Genomic DNA, 13,212 nt, shown 5'->3' on the forward strand with positions numbered 1-13,212 from the left:
TAGGTATGGCGTGCTGGTATGAGGGCCCGCTGGCGGCATTCGACACGGAGACGACAGGCGTGGACGTCGAGACCGACCGGATCGTGTCGGCGGCCGTCGTCGTCCAGGACGCCCCGGGCACCCGGCCCCGGGTGAGCCGGTGGCTGGTGAACCCGGGTGTGCCGGTGCCTGAGGCGGCGACGGCGGTGCACGGACTGACGGAGGAACACCTGCAGCGCAACGGCCGCTGGCCGGCGCCGGTGATGCATGAGATAGCCGAGGAACTGGCCGCACAAGCGGCGGCGGCGCGGCCGATCGTGGTGATGAACGCGCCATTCGATCTGACCTTGCTGGACCGCGAGTTGCGCCGCCATCGGGCCTCGTCCCTGGACCACTGGTTCGAGGCGACGCCCCTGCTGGTGCTCGATCCACGGGTCCTGGACAAGCATCTGGACCGCTATCGCAAGGGCCGCCGCACCCTGACGGACCTGTGCGCGCACTACGGCGTGACGCTGGACGGCGCCCACGACGCGGCGGCGGACGCGCTGGCCTCGCTGGAGGTCGTACGGGCGGTGGGGCGCCGTTTCGCCGCCCGTCTCGAGCGCCTGTCCCCGGCCGAGCTGCACACGCTCCAGGCGGTGTGGCACGCGGCACAGGCACGCGGACTGCAGGCGTGGTTCGCGCGCAGTGGCAGTGAGGAGGCGGTGGACCCGGCGTGGCCCCTGCGACCGGATCTGCCGGCGGCGGCGTGAACAGCAGAAAAGCCGGTCCGTACAGACGGACCGGCTTTCTCCGGGTGGGCGATACTGGGTTCGAACCAGTGACCTCTTCGGTGTGAACGAAGCGCTCTCCCACTGAGCTAATCGCCCGGGAACGCACTGAACAATACAGGTCCCGGCGCGTTTCCTTCAAACCGCTTGATGGCCGGCGGCCAGGTACGCGATCAGTCCGCGCCGGCCGGCCCGCATCATCAGCCAGTGGTTGGCGCGGAAGACGGGCCGGCCGGGCACGGCGAGACGCCTGAGCAGCGGTTTGTTCACGTCTACGACCTGCTCGTAGCGGGCGACGGTCCCGCTGTCGTGCCCGGTGAGGGTCCAGCGCGCCCATCCGTCGATGTCGCCGCACATCTCGATCTCCAGCGCTCCCGCCTCCCGGTCCCGCCGCACCTCGCGCGCGGTGAAAGTCATGTCGTACGGGAGGACGGAGCGGATCGTGATCACGCCGGTGGTGTCGTCGGTCCGGTTCACCTCGCGCACCTGGGGCCACCAGCGGGGGTAGTCCTCGGCCTGTTCGAGAAGGTCGTAGACGGTGGTGGGAGGGGCGGGCAGGGCCCACAGGCTGCGGAAGCGGTAGTGGCTCCAGTCCATGGGCCGAGTCTGCACCCAGCAGGAGGTTTCCGCCGTATCTGAGTATGTTCTGAGTACGTGCACTCATGCCGTACGACGTGACACGGACCACACTCCAGGCATGACGCACTTTCCGCCCCCGGCCGAGGAGTTGCGGCTCCTCGACGCCGAGCTGCGCCAACTGGACGCCCGCCGCGGCCAGTTGCTGCATCGCCGCGCCTGGCTGGTCACCGCCCTGCAAGCGACGGCCACGCCCACCCCGGCCCCCTTCGCACCGCCCCGCCCCGAGACCTCGGCGCCCCGGGTCCAGAACGTCCTGCTGGTGCTCGGCGGGGTCCTGCTCACCATCGCCGCGGTGGCGTTCACGCTGGTCAGCTGGGGACACATGGGGATCACGGGGCGGGCTCTGGTGCTCGGCGGGGTCACGGTGGCGGTGCTCGCCGCTCCGGTGCCGCTGCTGAAGCGCGGGCTGCGGTCGACGGCCGAGTCGGTGGCGGGCCTCGGGCTCGCGCTGACCGTGCTCGACGCGTACGCGCTGCACCAGGTCACATTGGCCGACGTGGACGCCACGGGCTACATCGCGGCCGCGTCGGCGGTACTGGCGGCCCTGTGGACGGCGTACGGACTGCTGCCGCGCACCGTCGAGCTGCGTCTGCCCCTGCCCGCCGCTTTGGTCGCGGCCCAGCTTCCCCTGACCCTCTGGGCGGTGGCGGCCGATGCGGACCTGTACGCGGTCACGGGGGCCGTGCTCGTGACGGCCGGGTTCGACACGGGTGTGGCGCTCCGGGTGCCCGCCAGGTCCGTACGGATCACCGCGGTGATCGGTGCGTACGGCATGGGCGCCTGGGGTGTATTGGCCGCCGGCTGGCTGTCCTGGACGGCCACCGGCCCGAGCGCCGCCGCCCGTGCGGCGGCGCTCCTCCTCTTCGCGACGGGCGTCGTAGTGACGGCGGCGTGGCAGCAGGTCGCCGCGAAGCAGGCAGGCGGCCTCGCGGTCGCCGCCGGCCTCCTCACGGTCGCCGCGCTCGGCGGCACGGCCCGCTCCGTGGTGCCGGACGAGTGGACGGTTCCGGCGTATCTCACGTGCGGTGTCGCCCTGTTGGCGGCGGTACGGGTGGACCGGCTGCCGGAGACGGTACGGCGCGGGCTGGCTCACGCCTCCGCTGCCGTGCAGGGGCTTGCCCTGCTGTGGACGCTGCCCCTGATCGGGATCGTCCTGCTGGGCCCGGTCACATGGGCGGAGCAGGCGTGGTCCGGGGCGCCGGGAGACGTGCGGGAGGCGGTGCTGGTCAACGCGCCGTGGCCGCCGCACGCGGACACGGTGCCCGTCGTCCTGGCTGTCATCGCCGCCGTACTACTCCTCGCTCCGCGTGACGCGTTCCGGCGGCCTCGGGCCCTGACCGGGGTGCTGGTGCTGGCCTGGGCGACGGCGCTGGTCCTTCCGGTGGTACTCGAAGTCTCTTACGCCGTGGGCCTGGTGGCGTTCGGTATCACGACGGCTGGAGCCCTGGCGGTAGCCGCGTGGACCCGGCCGACCGAGCGCCAGAAGGCAGAGACCGTCACGGAGGAGCCGTCGGCGGCATCCAAGGAAGCGCCCTCCGCGGCGGCCACGAAGCAGCCTGAGCCGAGTGAGTCCCCTGCATCGACCTCCTCCGCGCCCCGTCAACCGGCCACCACCGCTGCCGTTGCCGCTGTCGACCTGGCGACCCCTGGACCGACCGCCACGGTCCTCGCCCTCCTCACCTCCCTCGCCCTCGCCTTCCTGTCGCTGACCACCGAGCCCGCGACCCTCGCGGTGCTCTCCGCTCTGACGGCACTCTTCGCGGCGGCCTCCTGGAAGCCGCACCTCGCCCCGGTGACGGCCCCGGCCGCACTCGCGTACGCCGCCGCGCTGGCCTGCGCGACGGGTGCCGCAGCCGGCTGGCAGCCGCAGTACACCGCCCTGCTGGTCCTGGGCGTCCCGGTGGCGGCGGCCCTGCTCGCCGCACGGCTCGGTGGCTCGCGGGCGACCGTCCCGGTCGAGGTGGCGGGCGCGGCGGCCGGGCTGCTCGCCGTCGCACTGGCCGCTGCATCGACCGACCTGCCGATGCTCGCTCTGGTCCTGTCGCTGTGTGGTGTGATCACCGCCGGTACGGCGATCCGCCCCGACCGCCGCCCTGTCGCCTACGCCTCCGCCGCGCTCTTCATACTCGCCACGTGGGTGCGCCTGGCGGCATGGGACGTCGGCACGCCCGAGGCATACACACTGCCGGTGACCGTCCCGGCCCTGCTGGTCGGTGGCCTGCGCAGGCGCCGCGACCCGCAGGTCTCGTCCTGGACGGCGTACGGCCCCGGACTCGCCGCCACTCTCGTGCCGAGCCTGGTCACGGCCTGGGGCGACCCGGACTGGACGCGCCCCCTGCTGCTGGGGCTCGGAGCCATGGCGGTCACCCTGCTGGGCGCGGGCCACAACCTCAAGGCGCCCCTACTGCTCGGCGGCACGGTGCTCGCCCTGGACGCACTGCACGAACTCGCCCCGTACATCGCCCAGGTGACCGACGCGCTCCCCCGCTGGGTACCGCCCGCCCTCGCCGGCCTGTTGCTGCTCGCTCTCGGAGCGACGTACGAGCAACGCCTCAGGGACGCCAGAAAGATGCGGGACTTCCTGGCGAACATGCACTGAAACGCCGAGAAGGGGCGCGGGGAACTGCGCGACCAGCCACAACTGGACCCGCAGTTCCCCACAGACCGATCCCTATGGCATTCGATCCCCGAGCAGCGCCAGATTCTCAATCGCGGCGAGCCCGTACAAAGCGGTGTCGTTCGTGGACACCCAAGCGGCCTCACTGCCCGCCACCAGCGCGACCGGCCCGCTCAGCTTCTCCGTCCTCCAGGGCGCCGACTCCTTGTAGCCGTCGGAGTTGTAGAACTTCTCCCAGGCCCGCTTGGCCAGCTTCTCGTCCCCCGTCTTCACGGCGGCGTACGCGTCGAGGCGTGAGTGGCCCTGGAAGAGCAGCAGGGTGCCGAAGTTGGAGCCGTAGCGTGCCGCCTGTTCCGCCTTCGTGGCGTTGAAGTAGCGGCAGTAGTCGAAGTACGCCTCGTTGAACTTCGGCATGTCGACGAGGTCGATGAGCTCGGCGCACAGCTCGTTGAGGCCGAAGACGGCGGAGAGGTGCGAGACGCCGACGACCGGCTTGTCGGCGACGGCGAACCTGCCCGTGTCGAGGTCGTACAGCCCGCTGCCCTGGACGAAGCCGTTGGGCTGGGCGGCGATGCCCTCCATCGTGGACAGCACACGCGCCTTGGCCTTCTCCCATTTGGGGCCCTTGCGTTCCCACTCCGTCAGCCAGGCCGACACCAGACCGCTCCAGTCCGTGCCGAAGCCGATCGACAGGGCGTGCCGGTCGGGTGTATAGGGCTCGGTGCGGACCTTGCGCAGCGGGTCGAGGACGAGGAACGTCTCGTCGGAGTCGACGTTGGCGTGCATGAGGTCGCCGACGCGTTCGTCGGCGGTGAGGAAGTAGTAGTAGCGGCGGTAGGTGGTGTTGGCGATGCGCTGCTGCTTGGCACTGTCGGCGTAGTGCTGGACGCCGTGCCGGGTGCCGAGGCCGGCCCACTTGCCGAGGTGGTAGACGTCGACCTCGCCGGTGTGCCGGGTCATCGCCTCGGCGAACCGGAAGATGTCCGCGCGCCCGGACCGCAGGTACGCGAACCACAGCCACAGGTCGGGCGAGAGCTCGGAGTTGTCCCAGGCGTAGCCGCCGATGTCGTACCGCCACTGGTGCCTGACGGTGTCATAGGTGTGCATGATGTCGCCGTAGTCCCAGAAGCCGTACCAACGGCGCTGCTCCACCTGGTCCTTGTAGTAGGTGAAGAGGAAGTCGAGGTGGTCCTCGATCTTCGCCTTGGCGGGCGTGGAGCGGTCGGGCTCGGAGTAGAGGCCGGGGCCGAAGACCTTGGCCTTGATGAGCTGCTTGGGCGGGGCGGCGAGCTGCGGCAGCACGCGTACGGCCTCGACCTGTCGGGCCAGTGCCTCCGGTGCGGGCGTGGACTCGTTGGCCCAGAACAACAGCTCCGACGTACGAGCGATGCCGTACGGCGTGCCGAATTCCGGCTCGTAGTCCTCGTAGGTGATGTTGAGGCCCTCGAGCTGTTCGGCGAAGGTGTCCTGGCCCATGCCGTCGTGGTAGAAGCGCAGGTCCATGGGCTGCGCCTCCGGCGACCAGAGCCAGACCGTGACGGTGGCCTCGTCGGTCTGGGCGTCACGGATGTCGAGCTGGGCCGGGAACTTCTCCCAGAAATCCCTGAGCCCGAAGGAGAACCCGCCGCTCACGCCACCGACGTAACCGAAGCCGGAGGCGCGGCGGCCACCGCCGGCGCCGATCCAGCCGTGGCCCTGCTTGGTGCGCTTGCGCACGGTGAAGCCGTCGGCGGAGAGCTGGGAGAGGGTGTAGTCGCCCCACTCGGGGATGTACTGGAGGCGGGTGGTGACGCGCTGGTCCCAGGTGGCGGGGTCGGGCAGCTTCTGGCCCGCGTACTGGGCCGCCTGCACCGCCGCGCCCGGGTCGCGGCGCAGCCCGGTGATGCCCTTGACGGCCTCACGCAGCAGGCCGGTGCCCTCGCCGCCGATGCGGATGTGGCGGTCGTACGCCGCGTCCCGCATCGGCACGGTGAAGCGCACGCCGATGCCGCGGACGAAGTCGCCGCTCGCCTTGCCCGGCTCCTGCGTGCCGTCGTAGGTGATGGTCTGGACCATGCGGAAGGAGTCGGCGCCCGCGTAGAAGTAGAGCCGGATGGAGAAGGGGAGCCAACTCCGGGTGCCCTTGCGGTGCTTGCCGTCGATGCGGACGACCGCGCGGACCGGGCCCTCCTGCTCGACCTTCACCTCGGAGATGGCCCCGTCGAAGCGCTCGGTCTTCACCGAGCCCTGGTCCTCGTCCTCGATCTCGGGCTGGCGGATGAGGACCAGCCGGCCGTTCTTGGCGATCTCCGTGGATCCTCGGGTGACCGACTTGATGATCGTGGCGCCGGACTTGCCGATCTTCGCGGTGATGACGCCGGTCGAGACGTCGATGGTGCCGCCGCTCTTGTCGACGGTGACCTTCTTGTCGGGGGCGGCGGGCGCACCGGCGGCGAGGGTGAGCCTGCCGGAACCCGAACTCACCGCGTGCGCCGTCCACTTCAACGACCCGTCCGGCCAGTACGCGATCGGCCAGGACTGCACGGGGACGGCCTTGCCGTCGGCGTCGGTCAGCGCGAAGGTCTGGTCCTCCTGGTAGACGCCCTTGGGCCAGGGGACGCCGACGGTGGAGCCGGGGGCGGCGCCGAGACCGCCCTCCTCCAGCCAGTCCAGGGTCACGGGGTCCGCGTCGCCGGCCTCGGCTCTGGACGCGGCCTGCGCGTCCTTCGTCCCTGGCGCCCAGCTGAACTGCGCGGCGGCTCCGGCGACGGCGGCCGCCTTGAGGAGGGACCTGCGGGGGATGGGGGACATGGCCTTTCCTTTCACGGGAAGTCTTCCGTGCAGCGGGTCAGGGGCATGACAGAGGGAGGTGCGGCGCGGAGGGCGCCGACCTTGAATGAACAGGGCGCCGCCCGTCAGCGGCGCCGGTACCGCTCCTCCACGGCGACGGCCGCCGCCGCGACGGCTCCCAGGACGGGAACCCCCAGCGGCGCGACGAACGCGGCGGACAGGGCTACGACGCCCAGCCCGCCGACGACCAGGAAGGACCCGGCGGGGTCGAGCACGGTGCGGCGGCCGGCGCCCGTGAGCAGCGCCCGCCAGGAGGCGTCCGGCATCCAGACGGCCGCCGCCCGCAGCAGGGCCACGGCAAGTCCGATCAGCGCGAAGAGGCCGACGGCCCCGACGATCGGCCCGCCGGGAATCCCGGCCCGCGCGGCCTGGACGTCGACCCAGACCGCGGCGGCCACCGCCCACCCGGCGGCCCCGACGGCCCACCCCCCACGCACGGCCGACCGGAAGTCCGCGACGAACTCCCGCCAGCCTCCGCCCTCGTGGGCCGTACGACGCCGCAGATGCCGCGCGCCGGCGGCGAGGGCAGCCGGATACGTGACGATCCCGAGACACGCCACGGCGATCCACACGCCGGTGAGCAGGCACTCGGCGAAGACGGCGAACCGCTCGCCGCCGAGGACGGACGCCCTGCGCGGGGTGCGGGCCTTCACGCGTGCTTGCGCCATGCTGACCGCCTCAGCCCTTTCACTTCAGTCCGGACGTCGCCATGCCGTCGATGAGGTAGCGCTGGAAGGCCATGAAGAAGGCGATGACCGGGATCAGCGCCACCAGCGACATCGCGATCATGCTGCCGTAGTTGGAGATGCCCTCCTGGTCGCGGAACATCATCAGACCGAGGGAGACGGTGTACTTGTCGGGGGTGTTGAGGTAGATCAACGGCCCCATGAAGTCGTTCCAGGCGTTGATGAAGGTGAAGATGGCGCTGGTGATGAGGGCGGGGCGGCTCAGCGGCAGCACGATGGACCAGTAGGTCCTGAAGTGCCCGCAGCCGTCGAGCTTGGCTGCCTCGTCCAGCTCACGCGGCAGTCCGCGCATGAACTGCACCATGAGGAAGACGAAGAACGCCTCGGTGGCCAGGAACTTGCCCGCGACGAGCGGCACCAGGGTGTCGGTGAGCTCGAGGTTGCGGAACAGCACGTACTGCGGGATGAGCAGCACGTGGTACGGCAGCAGCAGCGTGCCGATCATCAGCGTGAACAGCAGGTTCCGCCCGGCGAACCGGATCTTGGCGAAGGCGTACGCGGTCAGCGAGCTCGACAGCACGACGCCGATCACGGCGAGGATCGCGTACATCAGCGAGTTCCAGAAGAAGCTGCTGATGGAGATGCCGGAGATGCCGTCGGCGAGCCCGGAGAAGTTCGCCCAGACCGGCTTGGTGGGCAGCAGGTCTAGGCTGGCGATGATGTCCTTGCTCGGCTTGAACGAGGCACCGACCACCCAGATCACGGGGTACAGGACGACCGCGAGGACGGCGAGCGCGCCCACGTGCCAGGCGATCGATCCGGTGCGCCGCCGCTCGTTCGCGGTGTGCAGGGCAGGGCTGGTGGCACTGGTCACTTGGCGGCCTCCTCGTAGTGCACCCACTTCTTCTGCGACCAGAACAGGACCGCCGTGACGAGCGCCACCGCGACCACCAGCGTCCAGGCCATCGCGGAGGCGAAGCCCATCTGGGCCTCCTTGAAGCCCTTCTGATAGAGGTAACAGGTGTAGACGAGCGTGGCGTCTGCGGGCCCGCACCGGGTGTCGGAGACGACATACGCGGAGCCGAACACCTGGAACGCGTGGATGGACTCCAGCAGCACGTTGAAGAACAGCACCGGGGAGATCATCGGCAGCGTGATGTTCCAGAACCTGCGAAGCGGACCGGCCCCGTCCACCTCGGCGGCCTCGTACAGCTCCCGCGGGACCTGCTTGAGACCGGCCAGGAAGATGACCATCGGCGCGCCGAACTGCCAGATGCTCAGGGCGACCAGGGCGTAGATGACGTAGTCCGGGTTGCCGATCCAGCCCCCCACGTCGAGGCCGAAGATCTTCTGCGTACGGTCCACGATCGCGTCGTCCGAGAACAGCGCCCGCCACACGAAGCCGACGGAGACGCTGGCGCCGATGAGCGAGGGCATGTAGAACGCCGCCCGGTACAGGCCCTGCCCGCGACGCTTCTGCGCGAGCAGCAGCGCGACGCCGAGGGCGAGCAGCAGCTTCAGCGGTGTGGCCACGACGACGTACTTCAGGGTGACCTCGACCGACTTCTGCCAGCGCGGGTCCTGGAACATCGTCGTGAAGTTGTCGAGCCCCACCCACTTCGGCGGCGTGAACAGGTTGTAGCTGGTGAACGCGTAGTACAGCGACGCGATCATCGGTCCCGCCGTGAGCAGCAGGAACCCCGCGATCCACGGCGACATGAAGAGGTAGCCGGCGAGGTTCTCGCGGCGCCGCCCGCGCCGCCCGGCGGCGGGAGCGGCGGACCGCTTCCCGGCCGGGCGCGCAGGCGCTTCCTTGACGAGCGTCATGGTGGTACGTCCCCTCAGCCCGCGAACGCGGCCTTGGCCTCGCTGAACAGCGCCTTGGCGGCGTCGGCCGGCTTGGTCCTGCCCTGGGCGACCTCGCCGCCGAGGCGCAGGAACGCTGCCTCGATGACGTCGGCACCGGACGGGTGCGGGGTGATCTTCCCCAGGACGCCGGCCTCGGCGACCTCCTCCTCGTACGCCTTGACGCCCTTGTTGTTGGCGTCGGTGGGCGTGAACGCGTCGTACTGCTCGGTCGTGGCGAGGATGCCGCGGTCGTAGCCCATGATCTTGCCGACCTCGGGGTCGTGGACCATGAAGTCGATGAACTGAGCCGCCTCCTTGGGGTGCTTGGTCCCGGAGAAGGCGCTGAGCATCAGCGAACCGAGGTACTGGCCGGTGTCCTTGCCGTCCATGGTGGGGATCGGCGCGAGCCCGTAGTCCGACTCGCCCTCGCCCTCGTAGCGGATGGAGAAGTTGTCCCAGGTGAACTCGGACGCGGCGAGCCCCGCCGAGAGACCTGACTTGGGCTTGACCTGCTCGATCTTCTTCGGGTCGGCGACGAGCCCGGACTTCACGCGCTTGTAGCCGTCCGCCCACCACTGCGTCAGATCGTCCTCGGTGAAGCCGAGATCGGAGTCCGTGAAGAACGCCTTGCCGTTCTGCCTCAGATACAGGTCATAGAGGTACATGATGCTGAAGTAGCCGGTGTCGCCGGCGATCTTGAGCTTGTCCTGGATCGTCTGGAGCGCGTCGAAGTACTCGTCCCAGGTCCAGCCCATCTTCGCCTCGACGCCGGCCTTCTTGAAGGCCTTGAGGTCGATGACGAGCGCCATGGTGTTGGCTCCGACGGGTATGCCGATCTGCTTGCCGTCGACCTGACCGTTCGCCAGAACGCCGTTGCGGAAGTTCTCCAGGCTCAGATTCCCCGCGTCCGCCTGCGACTTGAGATCCATCAGAACACCGCGCTTGTCGTACTTGCGCAGGAAAGCGACCGCATTCTGGAAAACGTCCGGGGGATTCCCACCGGAGGCCTGCGTCTGGAACTTCTCCCAGAAGGCCTCGTAGTCGGTGAATTCAGGCTTGATCTTGATCTTCGGATACTTCTTCTCGAAGAGCGCGATCGTCTTCTTGATGGCGATGGTGCGCGGCTCGCCACCCCACCACGCGTAACGGAGCGTCACCGTCCCGTCGGCGGAGGCGCCATCGCCGCCACCGCATGCCGTGGTCGCGGCCAGCCCGAGTGTGGCCGCCGTGGCGCCGGCCGCCTTCAGGATCGTACGCCTCTCAACATTCCTGCTGGTTCTCACCGTCGAGCCTCCCCGCAACGCTGCGTTGCCGCCTGCATGAATCGTTTCAAGTAAGCGCTTGCTGGCACAAGTTACGGAGGGCCCGGGGGTGCGTCAATGATTCGGACAGGAATTTCTTGTGGGCTCCTTCGGCGGTCTGACGGGGCGTGAGGCCGGAAGGGCCGGGCGGGCAGAGCGTCGCCGCAGGTGAGAGACGTATGGTCGATGGATCGAACGAGAAGTCGGCCGTCGCGGACGCGAACCGGTCGGCTGAAACTGCTCTGCGATCCGGAAGCTGACGGAACGGCACCTCACGCGGTGCGGTGTGCCGACGGGACCTTACGAACCGTCACTGACGGCGTGCCCTCTCGCGCCACTCCGGGCGCGAACGACGGCGGCCCGCCTGCACTGTCGCAGACGGGCCGCCGGATCCGGGTGGGCGATACTGGGTTCGAACCAGTGACCTCTTCGGTGTGAACGAAGCGCTCTCCCACTGAGCTAATCGCCCGGGCGCAGGAAGAACATTACCCCATGTCAGGGGGTGCGTGTGACCAGCGCGAACCCGCACCGGCCGACGACCGCACCCCCGTTACGGATCACTGGTCCTTGATCTTCCAGGGCATGACGATGCCGAACTTCCACACGTAGATCCCGACGAGCACACCCACGATCACGAGGCCGATCGACGTCAGGATGATGTTGCGGCGGCGCACCTTCGGGTCGAGGGCCCGCTGGGCCGCCTCGGTGACCTTGCGCTTGGTCCAGCGCAGCACGAGCTGGGCCCAGACGAACTCGGTCGCCCAGACCGCCATGCCGCCGAAGATCACGACCCAGCCGGGGCCGGGCAGCGGCAGCATGATGATGCCGGCGACCACTATCGCCAGGCCGATGACGAAGACGCCCACCTGCCAGCTGACGTGCAGCAGGCGCCGGGCCTTGATGAACTCCGGCGCTCTCGAGCCGAGGCCCTGCTCGCTGTCGCCCTTCACACCGTCCACTTCGGTCTCGTCCGTCGCCATGGCAACCCCGCCCGGCTCGTTACTCCCCGTATTCATACGGCCAAACCCTACCGGACGGAAACCAGTCACCGGAATGGTCGTACCTCGCGAACGGGTTCTCGGCCGGAAGAGTTACGTAAACGCACGCAAAACACTCAGAGGGGTTTACAACGGCACCGTAGGTGGCATGTCGATTTCGCCGACGTGCGAATCCCCGAGCGCACACTGAGCGAAAGGCCCTGGCGCTTATGAACACCACGGTCAGCTGCGAGCTGCACCTGCGCCTCGTTGTGTCGAGCGAGTCCTCCCTGCCTGTCCCCGCAGGCCTGCGGTACGACACGGCCGACCCCTACGCCGTGCACGCCACCTTCCACACCGGAGCCGAGGAGACCGTCGAGTGGGTGTTCGCCCGCGACCTCCTCGCGGAGGGCCTCCACCGGCCCACCGGAACCGGCGACGTCCGTGTCTGGCCGTCGCGCAGCCACGGCCAGGGCGTCGTCTGCATCGCCCTGAGCTCTCCGGAGGGCGAGGCGCTGCTCGAGGCCCCGGCACGGGCTCTGGAGTCCTTCTTGAAGCGAACGGATGCCGCTGTGCCTCCCGGCACGGAGCATCGGCATTTCGATCTCGATCAGGAGCTCTCGCACATCCTGGCGGAAAGCTAGGGAGAGGCTCCCGCAAGCCGCCCGGCGCCGTCGACTCGGGGAGACGGCTCGGGCCAAGACAACCGCATACGGCATACAGCCGCGCCGTCTCCGCACCGCCGGGGGCGGCGTTGGTGTGCGTTCACGGACCGGGGAACAGGCCGGCGGTCCGCCACGGGAACCGTCGGCGTTGCCACGGCGTTGTAATCGACGTCACCAGCGGGGGCAGGGCCGGTGCAGCGCCGGCGGATGCCACTACCATCGGCCAGCATCGGCGGGCGCCTGCCCGACCCCCCAGGCCAGGGAGCGAAACGTGCTGATCACCCACGACACCCGGTGTGCGCTCGATGCCGTGGTGGATCTGGTGAACACCGCACCGGAGGACGACGGGACACCGGACGGGCTGCCGGACGTCGCAGCTCTCGAGGATTTCGTACAAAAGCACGAAATCAGCGATGTCGGGGTGCTCTCCGAGTTCGACCTGTCGGCCGTGCGTAAGGTACGCGGGCGGTTCGCCGCGATCTTCGCGGAGCCGGACGCCCGGCGTGCGGCCGCACTCATCAACGAGCTGGTCGCCGCTGCGGGCACCACCCCCCGCCTCACGGACCATGACGGCTACGACTGGCATGTGCACTACTTCGCCCCCGGCGCCTCCGTCGCCGACCACCTGGCCGCCGACTGCGGCATGGCGCTGGCGTTCTTCGTGGTGGCCGGAGAGCAGGAGCGGCTGCGGCGCTGTGAGGCGCCGGACTGCCGGCACGCCTTCGTGGATCTTTCCCGGAACCGTTCGCGGCGCTACTGCGACAGCCGTACCTGCGGAAACCGTCTGCACGTGGCCGCCTACCGGGCGCGCCGCAAGGAAGCGGCCGGCTGAGCGGCGATCGTCGACAGGCCGACCCGACAGGGCGTCGACGCGGCCCCCGGCGGATGACGCCGGAGGCCG

Annotated in this window: 11 protein-coding genes and 2 tRNA genes; 4 read left to right on the forward strand and 9 right to left on the reverse strand. The window is 69.6% G+C overall.

Annotated elements, in window-relative coordinates; translation table 11 throughout:
• Window positions 1-5: 5 nt before the first annotated feature.
• Window positions 6-731, forward strand: a complete 726-nt coding sequence (locus ACQEV2_RS07245) for an exonuclease domain-containing protein (protein ID WP_433037768.1) — start codon at window positions 6-8, stop codon at window positions 729-731.
• A gap of 45 nt (window positions 732-776) precedes the next feature.
• Here ACQEV2_RS07245 and ACQEV2_RS07250 read toward each other — a convergent pair.
• Window positions 777-848: transfer RNA gene (locus tag ACQEV2_RS07250), tRNA-Val, on the reverse strand.
• A 39-nt stretch (window positions 849-887) separates the two neighbouring features.
• Complete coding sequence (locus ACQEV2_RS07255; RefSeq protein ID WP_433037770.1) at window positions 888-1,346, reverse strand: SRPBCC family protein; 459 nt, start codon at window positions 1,344-1,346, stop codon at window positions 888-890.
• 100 nt (window positions 1,347-1,446) lie between these two features.
• Between ACQEV2_RS07255 and ACQEV2_RS07260 the strand changes: the two genes are divergently transcribed.
• Window positions 1,447-3,987, forward strand: a complete 2,541-nt coding sequence (locus tag ACQEV2_RS07260) for an SCO7613 C-terminal domain-containing membrane protein (RefSeq protein WP_433037772.1) — start codon at window positions 1,447-1,449, stop codon at window positions 3,985-3,987.
• Window positions 3,988-4,059: 72 nt separating this feature from the next.
• On the opposite strand, the gene ACQEV2_RS07265 is transcribed toward ACQEV2_RS07260, so the two are convergent.
• The 7 genes from ACQEV2_RS07265 to ACQEV2_RS07295 all read right to left on the reverse strand — a co-directional run bounded on the left by ACQEV2_RS07265 (window position 4,060) and on the right by ACQEV2_RS07295 (window position 11,685).
• The gene (locus ACQEV2_RS07265) at window positions 4,060-6,795 is read right to left on the reverse strand and encodes a Tat pathway signal sequence domain protein (RefSeq protein ID WP_433037774.1); all 2,736 of its coding nucleotides are present in this window, start codon (window positions 6,793-6,795) and stop codon (window positions 4,060-4,062) included.
• 104 nt (window positions 6,796-6,899) lie between these two features.
• Window positions 6,900-7,502, reverse strand: coding sequence for a hypothetical protein (locus ACQEV2_RS07270; RefSeq protein WP_433037776.1), 603 nt, complete (start codon window positions 7,500-7,502; stop codon window positions 6,900-6,902).
• A gap of 19 nt (window positions 7,503-7,521) precedes the next feature.
• Window positions 7,522-8,394, reverse strand: a complete 873-nt coding sequence (locus ACQEV2_RS07275; protein WP_433037778.1) for a carbohydrate ABC transporter permease — start codon at window positions 8,392-8,394, stop codon at window positions 7,522-7,524.
• A complete protein-coding gene (locus tag ACQEV2_RS07280) occupies window positions 8,391-9,347 on the reverse strand; it encodes a carbohydrate ABC transporter permease (RefSeq protein ID WP_433037780.1) in 957 nt (318 codons plus the stop codon). Before ACQEV2_RS07280 ends, ACQEV2_RS07275 begins: the two co-directional genes overlap by 4 nt.
• Window positions 9,348-9,361: 14 nt before the next feature.
• Complete coding sequence (locus ACQEV2_RS07285) at window positions 9,362-10,651, reverse strand: extracellular solute-binding protein (protein WP_433037782.1); 1,290 nt, start codon at window positions 10,649-10,651, stop codon at window positions 9,362-9,364.
• Between the two features lie 415 nt (window positions 10,652-11,066).
• Window positions 11,067-11,138 (reverse strand) — tRNA-Val (locus ACQEV2_RS07290).
• A gap of 88 nt (window positions 11,139-11,226) precedes the next feature.
• The gene (locus ACQEV2_RS07295; RefSeq protein ID WP_433037784.1) at window positions 11,227-11,685 is read right to left on the reverse strand and encodes a TIGR02611 family protein; all 459 of its coding nucleotides are present in this window, start codon (window positions 11,683-11,685) and stop codon (window positions 11,227-11,229) included.
• A gap of 191 nt (window positions 11,686-11,876) precedes the next feature.
• Here ACQEV2_RS07295 and ACQEV2_RS07300 point away from each other — a divergent pair, with 191 nt between their 5' ends.
• A complete protein-coding gene (locus tag ACQEV2_RS07300) occupies window positions 11,877-12,290 on the forward strand; it encodes an SsgA family sporulation/cell division regulator (protein WP_004002642.1) in 414 nt (137 codons plus the stop codon).
• Window positions 12,291-12,582: 292 nt separating this feature from the next.
• Window positions 12,583-13,143: a CGNR zinc finger domain-containing protein gene (locus ACQEV2_RS07305; protein ID WP_433037786.1), complete on the forward strand. Its 561-nt coding sequence runs from the start codon at window positions 12,583-12,585 to the stop codon at window positions 13,141-13,143.
• The last annotated feature ends 69 nt before the right edge of the window (window positions 13,144-13,212 follow it).

Source organism: Streptomyces sp. CA-251387 (genome assembly GCF_050936625.1).
Lineage (GTDB): Bacteria > Actinomycetota > Actinomycetes > Streptomycetales > Streptomycetaceae > Streptomyces.